We start from the raw sequence: 17571 nt of genomic DNA, 5'->3' as shown, positions 1-17571 counted from the left end.
CGAGGTCGACCCCGACACCGAGCACTACGCCAAGCTCGCCCTCCAGCGCATGCTCGATCTCCCCGGGCTGAGCTCAACGACTCTGGCTGAGAAAGACTGACCCCCGCCGAGAAGTCACTTTCGCAGGTCGAGAAGTCACTTGTGCAGGCCGAGAGGGCACTGGTGTGCCAACTCGGCGTGCGGGGGTGACTTCTCGGCTGGAGTCAGAGGGCGGGGAGGCGTACGGCGATGGTGGTGTCGCCCGGGACGCTGGTCAGGTTCACGGTGCCGCCGTGCGAGGTGACGATGGCGTGGACGAGGGCGAGGCCGAGGCCGGCGCCACCGTCGCGTCGGCGGGCCTCGTCGGCGCGGGTGAAGCGCTCGAACGCCGTTGAGACCAGACCCGGCGGGAAGCCGGGGCCGTCGTCGTGGACGTCGAAGCCGTCAGGACGTACGCGGACGGTGACCGTGGTCCCAGCAGGGGTGTGCCGCCGCGCGTTGGTGAGCAGGTTGCTGACCACCTGGTGGAGCCGCTGGTCGTCGCCGGTGACCATCACCTCGGCGTCGGCGGAGTCGGCGTCGGCGTCGGCGGGCAGCTCGAGCCGCCAGGTGTGCTCGGGGCCGACGACGCGGGCGTCGTCGACGGCCTCCAGGAGCAGCCGGGTCAGATCCACCGAGTCGCGCGCTAGCGGCCGGCCCTGGTCCAGCCGTGCGAGCAGGAGCAGGTCCTCGACCAGAGCGGTCATCCGTATCGACTCCTCCTCCACCTTGCCGAGAGCCGTCGGGACCGCCTCGGACCGCTGCTGGGCGAGCTCGGTGTAGCCGCGGATCGTTGTCAGCGGCGTACGCAGCTCGTGGGAGGCGTCGGCGACGAACTGGCGTACCTGCTGCTCGCTGCGATGGCGCTCGGCCAGAGATGTCTCGACGTGGTCGAGCAGCGAGTTGAGCGCGATACCGACCTGGCCGACCTCGGTGTCCTCGTCGGTGAGCCGGGCGGGGACCCGCTGAGCGACCTCGACCTCGCCCGACGACAACGGCAGGCCCGCCACGGTGTGCGCGGTCGCGGCCACCTCTCGCAGGGGCCGGAGCTGGCGGCGTACGACGACGTAGCCGACGCCCGCGGCCGCCAGCGTGCCCAGCAGGGTCAGCAGGGCCTCCCAGTAGACCAGGCTGTCGATGGTGTTATCGACCTCGTCGGTGGGCATCCCCATGACGAGCACAGCCCGCTCGCCGGTCGGATCGATGGCGATCGCCTGCGCGACCACACGGAAGGTCCCCGCGTCGGGCAGGTCGGCATCGTGGGTGCGCGCATCGACGCGTACGTCCTTCAACGCCTCCAGGTCCGTGTCGGAGAGCTCCTCCTCCGCGTCGCGGTCGAAGGTCCCGATCCCGCCCTGCTCCTCGCTGGTATCCGGGAAGACGGCCCAGACCGCACCTGGGGGTACGACGAGGCGGTTGCTCGCCGGCCCGGGGCCACCGTTCCGATGCGACATCTCCTCGACGTCACGGTCGAGACGGTCCATCAGCGTCTCGCGCAGCGCGAGCGTGGCAAAGGTCGCGATCAGGAGCGAGACGACCAGCACGAGCGCGACCGCGGTGATGACCAGGCGCGAGGCCAGCGGCGCGGCGAGCCGCCTCAGCCGGCTGCTCACTCAATCGCCTTCATCACATATCCCGCACCGCGCATCGTGTGGATCATCGGCTCCCGGCCGGCATCGACCTTCTTGCGCAGGTAGGAGATGTAGAGCTCGACGACGTTGGCCTGGCCACCGAAGTCGTAGGACCAGACCCGGTCGAGGATCTGGGCCTTGGACAGCACCCGGCGGGGGTTGCGCATCAGGAAGCGGAGCAGCTCGAACTCGGTCGCGGTGAGGGTGATCTCCTCCCCCGAGCGATGCACCTCACGCGAGTCCTCGTCCATCGTCAGGTCGCCCACCCGGATCACCGAGTGCTCCTCGACGCGGGTCGCGCCGGCCCGCCGCATCAGACCGCGCAGCCGCGCGACCAGCTCCTCGAGCGAGAACGGCTTGGTCACGTAGTCGTCACCGCCCGCGGTCAGACCGGCGACGCGATCCTCGACCGCGTCCTTGGCGGTGAGGAAGAGGACGGGGATGTCCGGGTTCGTGCTGCGTACGCGGCGGAGCACCTCCAGCCCGTCGAAGTCGGGCAGCATCCAGTCGAGCACGATCGCGTCGGGCGCGATCTCCTTCGCGGCGCTGACCGCCTTCACACCGGAGTGGGCCATGCTGACCGACCAGCCCTCGAACCGCAGCGCCATCGCGATCAGCTCGGCGATGTTCACCTCGTCGTCGACGACGAGCACCCGCAGCGGCGAGCCGTCAGAGCGGGTCAGGCTCTTGGATCCAGCGTTCATGGTTCCATCATGCGGCTCTTTGCTGTGCGGTTGCTGTGAGGTCCCTGTGGCGTGTCGATGTCACACGTCGGCCCGGATCGGCGGGCGATGTCAACCATCGGGTCCGCCCGCACCTCCACCTGCTCGGGAAGACCGCGGCCAGGTCGGCGAAGAGAGCGGCGCGGTCCGATGCCGGAAGGATCCGGAGGCCTCAGAGCCCCGGCGCGCCCCAGACCGCGAGCCAGCGGGAGAGGTCCTTCTCGACGGGCAGGTCGGCCTCGATCGCGGTGCGGACGTTGATCTCGAGCAGGTTGTCGCGCTGCTGGGGGCCGGTCGGCACGAACGGGTAGAAGGTGCCCTGCTTGTAGAGGTAGATCAGGGCGGCGCTGCGTCCGTCGGCGCCCTTGAAGGCGATCAGTGAGCACAGCAGCCCGGGCCCGAAGCCGTTCATCTCCAACGTGGTGTTCACGGCGTGGAGGTCGGTGACCAGACCGGTGATGTCGGGGTTGGCCGGGTCCAGCGGCTCATGGTCGACGCTGAGCCAGGTGAAGCCGAACTCGTCGACGTTCGTGCTGACCTGTGGTGCTCCCTCGGAGGCGCCCAGCAGTGCGACCACGTCGTTCTGCGTCCCAGCGAAACCTGCCCCCGCGGCGGCGCGGTAGCAGACCGCGCCGTCGCCGGTCGGGACCAGCCCGAGCGAGGTCTGCATCGTGATCGCGGCGGTCGGCACCGCGAACAGCGCGTCGAGATTGGCCTGCTTGGGCCGCGTACGACCGGTGATGACGTCCCAGATGCCCACGGAGGGAGCCTACTGGGTGGGTCGGCCGAGCTCGGCCTCGATGCGGGCCAGCTGCTCGAGGCGCTGCTCCAGCGAGGGGTGGGTCGAGGTCAGCGTACGCAGCGACTGGCCGCTGATGGCCGGAGCGATGAAGAACGCGTTCATCGCCTGCGATGACCGCAGGTCCCCGCTCGGGATCGCGGAGATCTCACCGGTGATCTTCTGCAGCGCGCTGGCCAGGGCACCCGGCTTCATGGTCAGCTGCGCGCCGGCCCGGTCCGCGGCCAGCTCGCGGTAGCGAGACAGCATCCGCAGCAACAGCCACGACACGGCATAGACCGCCAGCGAGACGAGCAGCACCACCAGCCACACCGGAGGCCCGTTGCTGTCGCGGCGGCCACCACCTGCGTACGCGCCGTACTGGGAGCCGCGCGAGAGCATCCCGGCCAGGATGCCGGCCGAGGAGGCGACGGTCATGACCAGCACGTCGCGGTGGGCGACGTGGGAGAGCTCGTGGGCGATCACGCCCTCCAGCTCCTCGGCGCTCAGCCGCTGCATGATGCCGGTGGTCACCACCACCACCGATCGTTTCGGTGAACGACCGGTGGCAAAGGCGTTCGGCATGTCGGTGTCCGCGATGCCCACTCGAGGCTTCGGCATGTCGGCCAGGGTGCACAGGCGGTCGATCATCGCGTGCAGCTCGGGCGCCTCCTCGGCGGACACCTCGCGTGCACGCATGGCGCGCATCGCGAGGGTGTCCGAGGAGAACCACTGCCACCAGGCGAGGCCGAGCCCGATGACGGCGATGATCGGCGCCCACTGCGGCGGCAGCACGAACATCAGCGCCACGATGAGCCCGACGAACAGGGCGCCGAGCAGGAACATCACCGACGTCATCCGGACGGTCAGCCCGGAATCGCCTTGGAAACGCGACATCAGAGTCGGTCTATCCGGGGATGAGGCCCTCGTCGCCGAGCATCTCCGAGACCTCCGCGAGCGTGGAGCCGGGGCCGGGAAGGATCAGGTCGGAGGAGTCGATCGAGTCGACCGGGTGCTCGGTGCCCGTCGAGCGCACGCCGTCGAGCAGGGCTGCGAGCGCGGCGTCGAAGACGGCCTCGTCGGTGCCCTTGCAGGCCGCCTCGACGGCAGCGTCGAGCTCGTTGAGCTTCTCCAGGGCGGCGTCGTCGACGTCGTACTGCCCCTCACCCAGAATGCGGACGATCACTGCTCTGCCTGCTTCTCGTTGGACTGCACATCGATGACCGGGGCGTCCGCCTCGGGCAGGGCCTGGGTCTGCTGCGGGGCGTTGATGCCCTTGAGTGCGGCCAGCTCTGCCTCGACGTCGCCGGCCGAGCTCAGCGCGTCGAGCTGGCGGGTGATGTCGTCGCTGGGACCGGCGGTGAGGTCCTCGAGCGCGCCGGAGGCGAGCAGCTCGTCGACGGCACCGGCGCGAGCCTGCATCTCGAGGGTCTTGTCCTCGGCACGCTGCATGGCCATGCCGACGTCGCCCATCTCCTCACCGATGCCGGAGACGGCCTCGTTGATGCGGGTCTGCGCCTCGGCGGCCGTGTAGGTCGCCTTGATGGTCTCCTTCTTGGTGCGGAAGGACTCCACCTTCGCCTGCAGCCGCTGCTGGGCGAGGGTGAGCTTCTCCTCCTCGCCCTGAAGGGTGGCGAGCTGGGTGTTGAGGTCGTTCACCTGCTGGGCGAGGCCCGACTTGCGGGTCAGCGCCTCGCGGGCGAGGTCCTCGCGGTTCATGTTGATGGCCTGCTGAGCCTGCTGGGTGAGCTTGTCGGACTGCTGCTTGAGACCATTGATCTGCAGCTCGACCCGCTTGCGGCTGGTCGCGACGTCCGCGACGCCCCGACGCACCTGCTGCAGCATCTGAAGCTGCTTCTGGTAGCTGTAGTCGAGCACCTCTCGTGGGTCCTCGGCCTTGTCGAGCGCCTTATTTGCCTTCGCCTTGAAGACCAGGCTCAGCCGCTTCATCACACTCATCGGTTCCCTTTACGCCTCTCATATGCGGCCGACCGCCGGCCGTCCCGCGTCGTCGCTTGCCGCTGGACTCACGTCGTCCTAGGACAAGTGTTGCCTCTCACCCTAGGCCGGGTCCACAAAACTCGCGGTCAGGGTCCTCCGGACTTGCTCGATGCGGCGTGTCTCACAGTTGCCGGATATCCTGTACGCATCCCGGCAGAGTCGAAATGTTTCCGGGCTCCGCTTTCCGGCAGTGCCCATTTGCTTCGAGCTCCGCTTCAGCAGCCACATAAGAGGTCCTTCCGTTGTTCGGTCGCAAGTCCAACGCCAGCCAGCAGGTCATCGAGCCCGAGACCCCCGCCAAGGGCGAGGGCAAGAACCGGCCGACTCCTTCGCGCAAGGAGGCCGAGGCGGCTCGCAAGGCGCGGCTCAAGCCGGCACGTACGCGCAAGGAGGTCAACGCCGCCAACCGCGCGCGCCGCTCGGAGCATGGCGACAAGATGCGCGAGGCGATGAAGACCGGCGACGAGCGCTACCTCCCCGTGCGCGACAAGGGCCCGGTCAAGCGCTTCATCCGCGACTGGATCGATGCCCGGTTCACCTTCGCCGAGATCGTGCTGCCGGTGCTGATCATCGCGCTGGTCGTGCCCTACGTCAGCATGGATCTGGCGATGTACTCCCAGCTGTTCACCCTCGTCGTGATGGCCACCGTGATCGTCAACCTGATCGCGCTGCGCTTCCTGCTCCGCAAGGAGCTCAGCCGCCGCTTCCCCGACGAGAGCCTCAAGGGCACGACCTACTACGCCATCATGCGGTCGATCCAGATCCGTCCGCTGCGCCTGCCCAAGCCGCAGGTCAAGATCGGCACCCGGCTCCCCGACAACTACCGCTGAGGAGCCACCGCTCGGGCAGGGGTCAGCCTGGCCTCAGCCTTCGTCCTCGACCAGGCAGACCAGCTTCGCGCCGGTCGCCGTCTTGGCGTAGTTCCACGAGGTCGCCAGGTCGCTGAACCTGTCCGCGACGTACGCCTCCGGCGGACGCGGCAGGAACGTGCCGAGCGTCCAGGTGATGGTGAGCTCGACACAGGTCGGCGTACGCCAGGCCATCTTGATGAGGATCTCGGCGGGCGTGTCGACGACGGCCACGTGCACCCCGAGCGCGGCCAGCACCTCCAGCATGCTCGCGGCGTGCTTGCCGACGACCCTGGAGCTGGTCCAGGAGTGGACCTGCGCCATCGCCTCCTCCGGGGTGAGCAGATGGGTGGACGGAGCGCCGTCGACGGCGGCGTCGGGGTGGAGACTCATGCTCGGGGGCCTTTCAGATGTGGGGTTGCGCCGGTCTGGATGTCCCAGACCGTGTCGAGCCCGGCACGGTGCAGCTGACCGGCCAGGGCATCGTCGGGATCGGTGAGCAGCAGGCGTACGCCGCGGCTCGTGCAGCGCCGCTTCGCCCAGAGCAGGGCGGCGACCGTGGCCGAGGAGAGCCGTGTGAGGCCGGAGACCTCGACGACGACGGCCTCCGGCCCGTCGGCGAGCATCTCCTCGGTGCGCCAGCGCAGGTCGTGGAGCGCCTCGCGGACGGTGCGGTCCGAGAGCGGGACCACCACCCAGTCCTCCCGCGGGTAGTAGACCGATCCGCGGTGGCGGCCGCTTGGCGTGCGAGAGCCATCCCCTGACGGGTGAGTGTGAGTGGGGATGGCTCTGCGCACACGACAGACGATGCCCCGTGAGTATGGAGAACCTTTGGCAGTTTCTTTGCAGTTTCATGAAGGTTTCGGCCGCCGGCCCTCGACGGCGTGGATCCTGCGCGATCGGATGAGACCATTCCTGGCGTGCAACAGGCGTCGAAGCGAGTGCTCCTCCTCGAGGACGACTACGGGCTGCGTACGTCGCTGCGGCTCTTCCTCGAGCAGGAGGGGTTCGTCGTGGGCGAGGCCGACGACGCCGAGAAGGCGCTCGAGCTCGACGCGGACGAGCCGTTCGACGTGATGCTCGTCGACCTGATGCTCGGCGGGATCGACGGATTCACCTTCATCCGCAACGTACGTCCGCAGACGGCGGCCCCGATCATCGTGATCAGCGCCCGAGACGGTGCCCGTGACGTCGTCGCGGCCCTGGAGGCCGGCGCCGACGACTACGTGCGCAAGCCGTTCGACGTCGCCGAGATCCGCGCCCGGATCCGGGCAGCGCTGCGACGCCCCGACCTGCCCACGACCCCTCACCCCGGTGGGTTCCCGACGACGACGGGCATCGTGCTCGACTCGGTCAACGACCTGGTCTTCAACCCGGCGGCCGCCACGCTCAGGCGCGGCGAGGAGGACCTTCACCTGACCAGCACCGAGTTCAAGGTGCTGCTGGCGCTGGTCACCAATGCCGGGCGGGTGATGTCGCGGACCAGCCTGCTCGACCAGGTCTGGCCCGACGGCCATCACGGCGACGTACGTGTCGTCGACGTGCACATGAGCAGGCTCCGCATCAAGATGGACCCCGACGCGAGCGTCCTGCTCACGGTGCGCGGCCTCGGCTACCGAGTGGTCCCGCGATGAGGATCCCGCGTCGCGGTCTGCGGGCCTCGGTGGTGACCGCCTTCGCCGGTGGTGCCCTGCTGATCAGTCTCATCCTGGCCATCGGGACCTATCTGCCCACGCGTCACTACCTGGTCGAGCAGCGCGAACGCAACGCGCTTCGGCAGGCTTTCACCGACGCGACCCTCGCCAAGGAGCGGCTGCGTACGGAGGGCGTCAACGTCGCCGACGTGCTCGCCGAGATCGACCAGCCGCGCCACACCACCGTCTACGTCCACCACGACGGCCAGTGGTACTCCTCCAGCCTCACCGAGCAGGACCACTCGGCCACCGACGACGTCGCGGCCCTGGTCGAGAAGGGCTCGGTGGCGGTGTCGTGGACCGAGAGCGGCGGCCGACCCAACGTCGTGGTCGGCATCCCACTGCGAGGAGTCGGGGCCAACTACTACGAGGTCACCTACGCCGAGGAGCTCGACGAGACGCTGCGGACCATGGGCAACGCACTGGCGATCTCGGCGGCGCTGACCACGGTCGCCGGCGGCCTGCTGGGCTGGTACGCCACCAGGCGGGTGCTCCGCCCGCTCAACCAGGTCGCTCTGGCCGCCGCCAGGATCTCGGCCGGCGAGCTCGACACCCGCCTCGAGGCCACCGACGACCCCGACCTCGCGACCCTGACCGGCTCGTTCAACACCATGGTCGACACCGTGGTGGAGAGGCTCGACCACGATGCCCGGTTCGCGGCCGATGTGAGCCACGAGCTGCGTACGCCGGTGGCAACCCTCACCACCAGCATCGGTGTCCTCCAGGGCGCCAAGGAGCTCTCGCCGAGCTCGACGACCGCGGTGCGGCTGATGGCCGGCGAGCTCGACCGGTTCCGCAACGCGTTGGAGGATCTCATCGCCCTGGGCCGGCTCGACGCCGGCGCGCCGGAGTCGGAGTGGGAGGTCCTGGGCGTCGACGAGCTGCTCGCCCAGGCCCTGGGCGACAGCGGGGCCAACGGCCACGTTCCCGAGGGAGACCCCGGGCTCGAGGTGTACGGCGACCGTCTCCAGCTCCACCGGGCGCTGACCAACCTGATCCGCAACGCCGAGACCCACGGCGGTGGTCTCACCGCCGTGCGGGCGCTCGCCAGAGGGCGCGCCGTCGAGATCCACGCCGAGGACTCCGGGCCGGGCGTACCGCCGGAAGAGCGAGAGCGGATCTTCGAGCGGTTCGCCCGCATCGGCGCCCGCGGCGCCACCACCGGCAGCGGGCTCGGGCTGAGCATCGTCGCTCAGACGGTGCTGCTGCACGGCGGGTCGGTCTGGTGCCGGGAGAGCAGCACCGGTGGCGCCGACCTCGTACTCACGCTCCCGACCGCGCCCGCGCCGGGCTCGGGCTCGGACTCGGCACGGGCAGATCGAGATGGTGAGCGATGAGGCCGTTCTCCGTCCGCGCACGGTCTCTGCTGGTGGTCCTGGGGCTCCTGGGTCTGGGTCTGGCCGCCTGTGGTGCGCCGACCGACGGCAAGCCTCGCGAGATCGAGGGCAGCGACATCCCGTACAACCTCCTCGAGGAGCCCAGCGCCGCCCCCTCCAGACCGGCCAGCGACGCGGCCAGCGGGCCACGGCTCTACTGGGTCGACGGGCGCGATCGGCTCGTCGCCCGGGCGCCCTCCCACTACTGCACCAAGGGGCTGGGCGGTCTGACCAGAACCATCCTCGGCCAGCTGGCCGAGGGACCATCGGAGCCCGACCTCAGCGCCGGCCTCGGCACGGCGCTCCCGCCGGAGTCCTGGTTGAGCCTGGTCGAGATCGACGGCCGCACCGCCCGGCTACGGATCACCAACGAGGAGACGGTCACCACCAGCCGGGTCGTGCTCGCCACCGCTCAGGCAGTCCTCACCGTCACCTCCATCCCAGGAGTGGACCAGGTCGAGGTGGAGTTCGACGGTGAGCCCCTGCAGATGCCGCTGCCCTCGGGCGACCTCGCCACCGGGCCGCTGCGCTACTCCGACTACGCCGGCATGCTCAGGCAGCCACGGAGCGAGCCGAAGCAGAACAACGCCGGCCCCGAGGTGCTCTGCCCGTCCTAGACGTGCCGGTCAGAGACCGAGCACGTCCTCGAGCCCGACCGTCAGTCCCGGGCGCGACCCGACGCCGCGGATCGCGGCGAGCACGCCGTGCGCGAACGAGGCGTGGGAGAGGGAGTCGTGGCGGATCGTCAACAGCTCGCCGACGCCACCGAGGATGACCTCCTGGTGGGCGACCGAGCCGGACATACGCAACGAGTGGACCGGGATGCCGTCCACCGAGGCTCCACGAGCGCCCTCGAGCGACGACGTCGTCGCGTCGGGCGCCGGATCCACGTCTGCCTCCTGGCGTGCCGCGGCGACGAGCTCGGCGGTCCTGCGCGCCGTCCCCGAGGGGGCGTCCGCCTTCCGCTCGTGGTGGGTCTCGACGATCTCCACGGACGGGAAGTGCGCGGCCGCGAGCTCGGCGAACCGCATCATCAGCACGGCGCCCACCGAGAAGTTGGGCACGACCATCGCGCCGACACCCGGTGCGTCTGCCAACCAGCCCTCGAGCCGCTCGACACGGTCCGGGCCGAAGCCCGAGGTGCCGATCACCGTGTGCACGCCGTGGGCCAGGCAGAACTCCGCGTTGCCCATGACCGCCTCGAGCGTGGTGACGTCCACGGCCACCTCGGCGCCGGCGTCGGTGATCGCGGACAGCTCGTCACCACGCCCGACCTTGGCGACGAGCTCCAGGTCCTCGGCAGACTCGACGGCCTCACAGACCGCCGAACCGAGCTTGCCACGCGCACCGAGAACAGCCACTTTCGTCATGAGGCCCAACCCTATAGAGGACGCTGTGACAACGAACTACCGCCATCCGGTGAACAATTCACGAGGCTTCTCATGAGCGTGTCGAAGGGGCTGTGAGCCGAACCGCAGACGTATCTGGCAGTCTTGGCCTCATGGTGGTGCAGACGATCCCTGCTCGGATCCGTTGGGCCGTTGACTTCATGGACGTTCAACCGAACGATCACATCCTTGAGGTCGGCTGTGGTCCGGGGGCTGGTGCCGAGCTGATCTGTAGCCGGCTGCAGACCGGCAAGCTGTTCGCGATCGATCGCTCGGAGTCGGGTGTCGATCGTACGAAGCGACGGTGCGTGAAGTACCTGGAGGCAGGACGCCTCACGGTCCGTCAGATCGACCTCGCGACACTGCGCGTGCCGGTCAAGCGGCTGACGAAGGTCTTCGCGTTCAACGTCAACCTGTTCTGGGTGCGCGACGCATCCGCCGAGCTCGCGCTGCTCCACGAGCGCGTCCTCCCCGGCGGCACCGTCAACCTCTTCTATGAGGCGACCCAGCGCGAGCAGGTGCCCGAGATCATCGAGAAGGCGAGCAAGGCCCTGACGGAGGCCGGCTTCCGGGTCAGCATCGTCGACTCCAAGGTCCCCGCCGCCGTAGGAATCATCGGCAAGCGCTGACCCCACAGCGTGCCGAGTCGGCGCAACTGTCCCACTCACAGACGCCGAGTCGGCGCAACTGCCCCACTCACAGACGCCGAGTTGGCGCAACTGTCTCAGAAAATGAGGCCGAGTCGGCGCATCTGTCCCACCGATCTGGGACAAACGCGCCGACTCGACCCGAATTCTTGAGTCAGATGCGCCGACTCGACCCCAATTCTTGAGTCAGATGCGCCGACTCGACCCTGTTCTCTGGGACAGACGCGCCGACTCGACCCCAGTTCTTGAGTCAGTTGCGCCGACTCGACCCTGTTTTTTGGGACAGACGCGCCGACTCGGCCCCAGTTTCTGGGGCAGACGCGCCGGGTCGGCGAGTGGGTCAGGCGGGGCCGACGATGGCGAGGATCTCGGGGCGGGTCAGGATCTCGGCAGCGACCTCGCGGCACTCCTCCACGGTGACCGCGTCGATGCGGGCCAGGACCTCGTCGATCGAGTAGAGCTCGCGATGGACGAGCTCGGCGCGGCCGATGCGGGACATCCGGGAGGCGGAGTCCTCCAGGCCGAGTACGAGGCCGCCCCGCAGCTGGCCCTTGCCGAGCTCGAGCTCCTCGGTGGTGATGCCGTCGCGGGCGACGGCGGCCAGCTCGGAGCGTACGACCTCGAGGACCTCGTCAGCCTTCGCCGGCAGGCAACCGACCTGAACACCGAAGAGACCGGTCTCGGCGTGGCTGTAGGCGTAGGAGAAGACCGAGTAGGCCAGGCCACGGTGCTCGCGGATCTCCTGGAAGAGCCGTGAGGACGTCGACCCACCGACGGCGGTGTTGACGACCTCGAAGGCGAAGCGCCGGTCGTCGCCGCGCTGCAGGCCCTCGCGGGCCACGATCAGGTTGACCTGCTCGAGCGGGCGCTGGGCGCTCGTCTCGCCGGGAGCGACCCCAAGCGGGGACCCGACGCGAGGGGGCACCGGGGTGGCCTCGCCGTTCAGGAAGCCGGGACCCTCGAACGCCTTCTCCACCATCTCGACGACCTCGTCGTGGTCGACGTTGCCGGCGACCGAGACGACGATCCGCGGCGCGACGTAGTGCTCGCGGTAGAAGTCGTGGATCTCCTCGCGCGTCAGCGCGGCGATCGATTCCTCGGTGCCGGCGATGCCGCGCCCGAGCGGTGTCTCGGGACCCCACGCCTGTGCGGCGACGAGGTTGTGGATCACATCGTCGGGATCGTCGTCGTGCATCGCGATCTCGTCGAGGATCACGTCACGCTCGGCCTCGACGTCCTCAGCGGTGAGCAACGACGCGGTCAGCATGTCGCCCATGACGTCGATCGCGAGCGGCAGGTCGGCATCCAGGACCCGAGCGTGGAAGCAGGTGTACTCCTTCGCCGTGTAGGCGTTGAACTCCCCGCCCACGCGGTCCATCGAGTTGGAGATCTCCAGAGCCGTACGCGACGGGGTGCCCTTGAACAGCAGGTGCTCGAGAAAGTGGGAGCAGCCGTGCTGACGCGTGGTCTCGTCCCGGGAGCCGACGCCGATGAAGACGCCGATCGCCGCGGAGCGTACGCCGGCCATCTGCTCGGTCACGATCCGTAGGCCCGAGGTGTGGACCGTGCGGCGTACCAACGAGGTCACCGCACCGTTGACCTCGGTCTGCTCGAGCGTGACGGTGGTGCCGGGCTCCTGGTCATAGCCGGAGGACCGGCCGGCGATCTCTCGCCGACCGGTCCCCACTGCCGGAGTGGAGCCAGAGGCATTCCACTCAGTGTTGCGTGACGCCAAGGTCACTCCTCGTCTGCGGCCTCGACAGTGGCCTCGGCGGGGGCCTCCTCGGAGGCCTCCTCCTCGAGCACCGGGGCGAGCGAGAGCTTGCCGCGGTCGTCGATCTCGGCGATCTCGACCTGGATCTTCTGGCCGACCTCGACGACGTCCTCGACCGACTCCACACGCTTGCCGCCGTTGAGGGCGCGCAGCTTGGTGATGTGGAGCAGGCCGTCCTTGCCCGGGAGCAGGGCGACGAACGCACCGAAGTTGGTCGTCTTCACGACCGTGCCGAGGTAGCGCTCGCCGACCTCAGGCATGGTCGGGTTGGCGATCGCGTTGACCGCCGCACGGGCGGCCTCGGCGGCGTTGCCGTCGGTCGCGCCGATGAGAACCGTGCCGTCGTCCTCGATGGAGATCTGGGCGCCGGTGTCCTCCTGGATCTGGTTGATCACCTTGCCCTTCGGGCCGATGACCTCGCCGATCTTGTCCACGGGGACCTTGACGGTGATGATCCGCGGCGCGGTCGGGGCCATCTCGTCCGGGGTCGAGATCGCCTCGGACATCACCTCGAGGATCGAGAGGCGGGCGTCCTTGGCCTGGTTGAGGGCCTGCGCGAGGACCTCGGCCGGGATGCCGTCGAGCTTGGTGTCGAGCTGCAGCGCGGTGACGAACTCGGAGGTGCCGGCGACCTTGAAGTCCATGTCGCCGAAGGCGTCCTCGGCACCGAGGATGTCGGTGATCGCGACGTACTTGGTCTCGCCGTCGATCTCACCGGAGATCAGGCCCATCGCGATGCCGGCGACCGGAGCCTTCAGCGGGACACCGGCCTGCAGCAGCGACATGGTCGAGGCGCAGACCGAGCCCATCGAGGTGGAGCCGTTGGAGCCCATGGCCTCGGAGAGCTGGCGGATCGCGTAGGGGAACTCCTCGCGGCCCGGGAGCACCGGCAGGAGCGCGCGGCGCGCCAGGGCGCCGTGGCCGACCTCGCGGCGCTTGGGCGAGCCCACGCGGCCGGTCTCGCCGGTGGAGAACGGCGGGAAGACGTACTTGTGCATGTAGCGACGGTGCTTCTCCGGGGAGAGCGTGTCGAGCTGCTGCTCCATCTTGAGCATGTCGAGGGTGGTGACACCCAGGATCTGGGTCTCGCCGCGCTCGAACAGCGCCGAGCCGTGGACCCGCGGGATCACGCCGACCTCGGCGTGCAGCGGACGGATGTCGGCCAGGCCGCGACCGTCGATGCGGATCTTGTCGCGCAGCACCTGGGTGCGGATGGCCTGCTTGGTGATCGCCTTGAAGGCGGCACCGATCTCGCCCTCGCGACCCTCGAACTGGGCGCCGAGCTTCTCGAGCAGAGCGAGCTTGATCTTGTCGCCCTCCTCGTCGCGCTCCTGCTTGGTCAGGGCGCGCTCACGCTTGCCGCCGACGGAGTAGAGCTCGGTCACGTCGGCGCCCGCGCTGGCCTCGACGGCCTCGTAGACGTCGTCCTGGAAGTCCAGGAAGATCGGGAAGTCCTGCACCGGCTTGGCGGCCTGCTTGGCCAGCTCGGCCTGAGCCTCGACGAGCTGCTTGATGAACGGCTTGGCGGCGTCGAGACCGCTGGCCACGATGGCCTCGTTCGGCGCCTGGGTGCCGGACTGGACGAGCTCCCAGGCGACCTCGGTCGCCTCGGCCTCGACCATCATGATGGCGACGTCACCGGTGTCGGTGACGCGGCCGGCGACGACCATGTCGAAGACGGCGTTCTCGAGCTGGCTGTGGGTCGGGAACGCGACCCACTGGCCCTCGATGAGCGCGACGCGGACGCCGCCGACCGGGCCGGAGAACGGCAGGCCGGAGAGCTGGGTGGAGATCGACGCGGCGTTGATCGCGAGCACGTCGTAGGGCTGGTCGGGGTCGAGCGCCATGACGGTGATGACGACCTGGACCTCGTTGCGCAGACCCTTCTTGAAGGTCGGGCGCAGCGGGCGGTCGATCAGGCGGCAGGTGAGGATCGCGTCCTCGCCCGGGCGCCCCTCGGAACGGAAGAAGGAGCCGGGGATCTTGCCCGCGGCGTACATCCGCTCCTCGACGTCGATGGTGAGCGGGAAGAAGTCGAAGTGGTCCTTCGGGGTCTTGCCGGCGGTGGTCGCCGACAGGAGCATCGTCTCGTCGTCGAGGTAGGCGGTCACGGAGCCCGCGGCCTGCCGGGCGAGCAGCCCGGTCTCGAACTTGACGGTGCGGGTGCCGAACTTGCCGTTGTCGATGGTCGTCTCGACGGCAGTGATGACTGGTTCAGTCAAGGATTCGTCCTTGTCTTGGTCTCGGAGCGCCCCCGCGCCGGGCATGTGCGCTCGTTGCGCACGGGGCCGGTCTTCGATCGAGACCCTCAGGACCGCATGAACAGGACCTGGGAATCACTACCGAGGACCGAGCCGGACGGGCGGGCCGCTCCTGATGATGTGTTTCGTTTTCCGAGCACGCGCGCGCTTGCGCTAGCACTCGCTGCTCAGCCTATCCGCCCCCTGCCCGAAATGCGGAACGGAGGGCTCCGCGTGCCGCCCGCTCACCCCTCAGACGAAGCTTCCCGCGATCGTCGGGAGCGTCGACATCGCGACCAGGATCGGCGGCGTGGTCGCACTACGGAGCACTGCTGCGGCGCACGGGTGGCCGCTGAAGACCGATCCGGCCCAGCCCGAGATCGCGGTCCGTCGAGGCACGCGCGTCCGCTGCCAGAGTCTCGCGCTGATCTTCAGTCTGAAACGTCGACTTCGGACGGCGACATGGTCGGGTCGACGCAGCGGGAAAAGCGATCGGGCCGCCTCCCTGATGGGAGGCGGCCCGATGCGTACGCGTATGAGAAACCAGATCAGCGGCGAAGGCCGAGCTTCTCGATGATCGCGCGGTAGCGCGCGATGTCCTTCTTCTGAAGGTAGTTGAGAAGGCGGCGACGCTGGCCGACGAGCAGCAGCAGACCACGACGGCTGTGGTGGTCGTGCTTGTGCTCCTTGAGGTGGTCGGTCAGGTGGGAGATGCGGTGCGACAGCAGCGCGATCTGCACCTCCGGCGAGCCGGTGTCACCCTCGACCGTGGCGTACTCGGCGATGATCTTCTTCTTGGTCTCCGCGTCAGTTCCTACTGCCATGCGAAGGCTCCCTTCCGGCCAGAGGCCCGTCGTTGCGCGGCGCGCCCGGGCCTGTTCACCGGGGCACTACGATCCGCGGCCGATCTAACGGCATGTCGCCCCACCTGGGGCAACCAGGCAAGACTAGCCCGTACGCCGCGCCCGACCCGAATCGTCACCGGCCTCAGGGCGTGACATACGGGCTCGGGGATGCGGTAGCCGCCTTGTCCGGCGCCGATACCTCGGGCACCGTCGCCATCCGCGGCACCTGGATCGCAGGTGCGTCCTCGCCGTCGAAGGCGTTCGGGTCGAGCTCGGCATCGGGCTGGACCCGGCTGGGCAGCGGGAAGACGTTGTAGAGCTGCACGGCGCCGTTGGTCCACGGGTAGAAGACCCGCGGCTCGAACGTCTCGCCGGTGTCAGGATCGATGCACTCGTAGGTCTCCTCGCCGTCCGCCCCCAGATAGCTCTCCCCCGTACCCCTCTTCCCCTCGGCCGTGACGCATTCCGGCCGGGTGCCGGCCTTGATCGGCCGACCGTCCTGGTCGAAGAGCTGCACACCAGTCAGCGGCTTTCCCGAGGCGTCGTAGGGGTAGATGTTGCTGACCTCACGGCCGCTGGAGAGGACCCCGTCGATCTCGTCGAGCGGCTCGCCGTTCGGACTGACGGCATGGCTGTAGCCGTCGTCCCAGCCTTGGCTGTAGTCGGTCGAGGCACCGCTCGTGGCCCAGGCCGCGAACAGCACGGCGACGGCGATCATGTTCATCGCCAGCGCCACGACACGAGCCCCCGTCCTGCGCGCACCACCGGGCCAGATCCGCCCAAGACCGATGAACACGCTGACCGCGACCGCCGGAACCATGAGCAGCAACGTCGCGGGGACGCTCATGCTCCAGCCGAAGAACCCGCCGACCAGCCACACAGCCGCCCAGGCCCGCGCGATCCACCATGCCGGCCGCAGCCACGCGACCACCGGCGCCAGATCGGTGCGCAGCACGCCGCCCAGCCGCTCGACGGCCCGGTCGAAGACGTCGTGACCGGCGTCCAGCTGCCCATCGACGCGCTCGGCGAAGCCGCGGCGAGCCTTCTTGCCCGCAGGGATTCCCGCGGCGGCCCGCAGCTCCTTGGCGTACTCGACCGGGTCACCGAGCGCATCGGGCCCACGCTCCCCCACCAGCTCGGCGAAGTCGGCCTCGAGCCCATCGGTGATGTCGGCCACCGCCTCCGGGTCGAGATCGGCGAGCTCGCGGCGTACCCGAGCCAGGAAGAGCCGCACCTCCGGTGCGACGGTCGCTTCTGCATCTGTCGTCGTCATGCGCTTGCCCCTTGGAGGATGTCGGTGACCGTGGTTGAGAAGTGGGTCCAGTCCTCGCTCTGCTGCTTGAGCTGACCTTTCCCGGCAGGCGTGATGCCGTAGTACTTGCGGTGCGGACCCGACTCCGACGGCACGACGTAGGAGGTCAGGGCGCCCGCGGCATACAGCCGCCGCAGGGTGCCGTAGACCGATGCGTCCCCCACGTCCGTGAGTCCGCTGTCGCGAAGCTTGCGGACGATGTCATAGCCGTACGCGTCCTCGCCGTCGACAACGGCCAGGACGGTCAGATCGAGCACCCCTTTGAGCAGCTGGGTGGTATCCATGCTTGGCACACTA

At 69.0% G+C, this 17571-nt stretch carries 20 protein-coding genes; 5 read left to right on the top strand and 15 right to left on the bottom strand.

The window, feature by feature from the left end:
• Nucleotides 1-203 precede the first annotated feature (203 nt).
• From ACRDPS_RS05460 to ACRDPS_RS05435, 6 genes are all read right to left on the bottom strand, one after another.
• Entirely contained in the window at nt 204-1631 is a 1428-nt protein-coding gene (locus ACRDPS_RS05460; protein WP_431500615.1) for a sensor histidine kinase, read from the bottom strand.
• Nucleotides 1628-2353 (bottom strand): response regulator transcription factor, encoded by a 726-nt coding sequence (locus tag ACRDPS_RS05455; RefSeq protein ID WP_431500614.1) that lies wholly within the window; start codon nt 2351-2353, stop codon nt 1628-1630. The genes ACRDPS_RS05460 and ACRDPS_RS05455 overlap by 4 nt, the downstream gene beginning before the upstream one ends.
• A 190-nt stretch (nt 2354-2543) precedes the next feature.
• Nucleotides 2544-3131, bottom strand: coding sequence for a PspA-associated protein PspAB (gene pspAB, locus ACRDPS_RS05450; protein ID WP_431500613.1), 588 nt, complete (start codon nt 3129-3131; stop codon nt 2544-2546).
• Between the two features lie 9 nt (nt 3132-3140).
• Nucleotides 3141-4046, bottom strand: coding sequence for a zinc metalloprotease HtpX (gene htpX, locus ACRDPS_RS05445; RefSeq protein ID WP_431500612.1), 906 nt, complete (start codon nt 4044-4046; stop codon nt 3141-3143).
• A 10-nt stretch (nt 4047-4056) separates the two neighbouring features.
• On the bottom strand, nt 4057-4335 hold the full coding sequence (gene pspAA, locus ACRDPS_RS05440; RefSeq protein ID WP_431500611.1) for a PspA-associated protein PspAA: 279 nt from the start codon (nt 4333-4335) through the stop codon (nt 4057-4059).
• Complete coding sequence (locus tag ACRDPS_RS05435; RefSeq protein ID WP_431500610.1) at nt 4332-5108, bottom strand: PspA/IM30 family protein; 777 nt, start codon at nt 5106-5108, stop codon at nt 4332-4334. The genes pspAA and ACRDPS_RS05435 overlap by 4 nt, the downstream gene beginning before the upstream one ends.
• Nucleotides 5109-5392: 284 nt before the next feature.
• Between ACRDPS_RS05435 and ACRDPS_RS05430 the strand changes: the two genes are divergently transcribed.
• Nucleotides 5393-5980 carry a DUF3043 domain-containing protein gene (locus tag ACRDPS_RS05430; RefSeq protein ID WP_431500609.1) on the top strand — a complete coding sequence of 196 codons (588 nt, stop codon included), beginning with the start codon at nt 5393-5395 and terminating at the stop codon, nt 5978-5980.
• Nucleotides 5981-6013: 33 nt separating this feature from the next.
• On the opposite strand, the gene ACRDPS_RS05425 is transcribed toward ACRDPS_RS05430, so the two are convergent.
• Nucleotides 6014-6391 (bottom strand): hypothetical protein, encoded by a 378-nt coding sequence (locus ACRDPS_RS05425; RefSeq protein WP_431500608.1) that lies wholly within the window; start codon nt 6389-6391, stop codon nt 6014-6016.
• The gene (locus ACRDPS_RS05420) at nt 6388-6690 is read right to left on the bottom strand and encodes an STAS domain-containing protein (protein ID WP_431500607.1); all 303 of its coding nucleotides are present in this window, start codon (nt 6688-6690) and stop codon (nt 6388-6390) included. Before ACRDPS_RS05420 ends, ACRDPS_RS05425 begins: the two co-directional genes overlap by 4 nt.
• A 228-nt stretch (nt 6691-6918) precedes the next feature.
• Between ACRDPS_RS05420 and ACRDPS_RS05415 the strand changes: the two genes are divergently transcribed.
• From ACRDPS_RS05415 to ACRDPS_RS05405, 3 genes are read left to right on the top strand one after another with little or no spacing between them, the layout of a single operon-like run.
• Nucleotides 6919-7632 (top strand): response regulator transcription factor, encoded by a 714-nt coding sequence (locus ACRDPS_RS05415; RefSeq protein ID WP_431500606.1) that lies wholly within the window; start codon nt 6919-6921, stop codon nt 7630-7632.
• On the top strand, nt 7629-9029 hold the full coding sequence (locus ACRDPS_RS05410) for a sensor histidine kinase (protein ID WP_431500605.1): 1401 nt from the start codon (nt 7629-7631) through the stop codon (nt 9027-9029). The genes ACRDPS_RS05415 and ACRDPS_RS05410 overlap by 4 nt, the downstream gene beginning before the upstream one ends.
• Entirely contained in the window at nt 9026-9685 is a 660-nt protein-coding gene (locus tag ACRDPS_RS05405; RefSeq protein ID WP_431500604.1) for a GerMN domain-containing protein, read from the top strand. Before ACRDPS_RS05410 ends, ACRDPS_RS05405 begins: the two co-directional genes overlap by 4 nt.
• 9 nt (nt 9686-9694) lie before the next feature.
• Here the strand turns inward: ACRDPS_RS05405 and dapB are convergent, their stop codons facing one another.
• Nucleotides 9695-10438 carry a 4-hydroxy-tetrahydrodipicolinate reductase gene (dapB, locus tag ACRDPS_RS05400; RefSeq protein ID WP_431500603.1) on the bottom strand — a complete coding sequence of 248 codons (744 nt, stop codon included), beginning with the start codon at nt 10436-10438 and terminating at the stop codon, nt 9695-9697.
• A gap of 131 nt (nt 10439-10569) precedes the next feature.
• Between dapB and ACRDPS_RS05395 the strand changes: the two genes are divergently transcribed.
• On the top strand, nt 10570-11085 hold the full coding sequence (locus tag ACRDPS_RS05395; protein WP_431500602.1) for a class I SAM-dependent methyltransferase: 516 nt from the start codon (nt 10570-10572) through the stop codon (nt 11083-11085).
• 358 nt (nt 11086-11443) lie between these two features.
• Here ACRDPS_RS05395 and ACRDPS_RS05390 read toward each other — a convergent pair whose 3' ends face one another.
• The 6 genes from ACRDPS_RS05390 to ACRDPS_RS05365 all read right to left on the bottom strand — a co-directional run bounded on the left by ACRDPS_RS05390 (nt 11444) and on the right by ACRDPS_RS05365 (nt 17558).
• Nucleotides 11444-12790: a M16 family metallopeptidase gene (locus ACRDPS_RS05390; protein WP_431500601.1), complete on the bottom strand. Its 1347-nt coding sequence runs from the start codon at nt 12788-12790 to the stop codon at nt 11444-11446.
• A gap of 50 nt (nt 12791-12840) precedes the next feature.
• Nucleotides 12841-15099 carry a polyribonucleotide nucleotidyltransferase gene (locus tag ACRDPS_RS05385; protein WP_431500600.1) on the bottom strand — a complete coding sequence of 753 codons (2259 nt, stop codon included), beginning with the start codon at nt 15097-15099 and terminating at the stop codon, nt 12841-12843.
• Between the two features lie 270 nt (nt 15100-15369).
• Nucleotides 15370-15516 (bottom strand): hypothetical protein, encoded by a 147-nt coding sequence (locus ACRDPS_RS05380; RefSeq protein ID WP_431500599.1) that lies wholly within the window; start codon nt 15514-15516, stop codon nt 15370-15372.
• A 149-nt stretch (nt 15517-15665) separates the two neighbouring features.
• The gene (gene rpsO, locus ACRDPS_RS05375) at nt 15666-15941 is read right to left on the bottom strand and encodes a 30S ribosomal protein S15 (RefSeq protein ID WP_431500598.1); all 276 of its coding nucleotides are present in this window, start codon (nt 15939-15941) and stop codon (nt 15666-15668) included.
• A gap of 163 nt (nt 15942-16104) precedes the next feature.
• A complete protein-coding gene (locus tag ACRDPS_RS05370) occupies nt 16105-17235 on the bottom strand; it encodes an HAAS signaling domain-containing protein (protein WP_431500597.1) in 1131 nt (376 codons plus the stop codon).
• Entirely contained in the window at nt 17232-17558 is a 327-nt protein-coding gene (locus tag ACRDPS_RS05365) for a PadR family transcriptional regulator (protein WP_431500596.1), read from the bottom strand. Before ACRDPS_RS05365 ends, ACRDPS_RS05370 begins: the two co-directional genes overlap by 4 nt.
• Nucleotides 17559-17571 lie beyond the last annotated feature (13 nt).

Source organism: Nocardioides sp. (assembly GCF_050699375.1).
In the GTDB taxonomy this organism is placed as follows: domain Bacteria; phylum Actinomycetota; class Actinomycetes; order Propionibacteriales; family Nocardioidaceae; genus Nocardioides.
The sequence above is the reverse complement of the archived record's forward strand: the minus strand, read 5'-3'. Positions and strand labels throughout refer to the sequence as shown.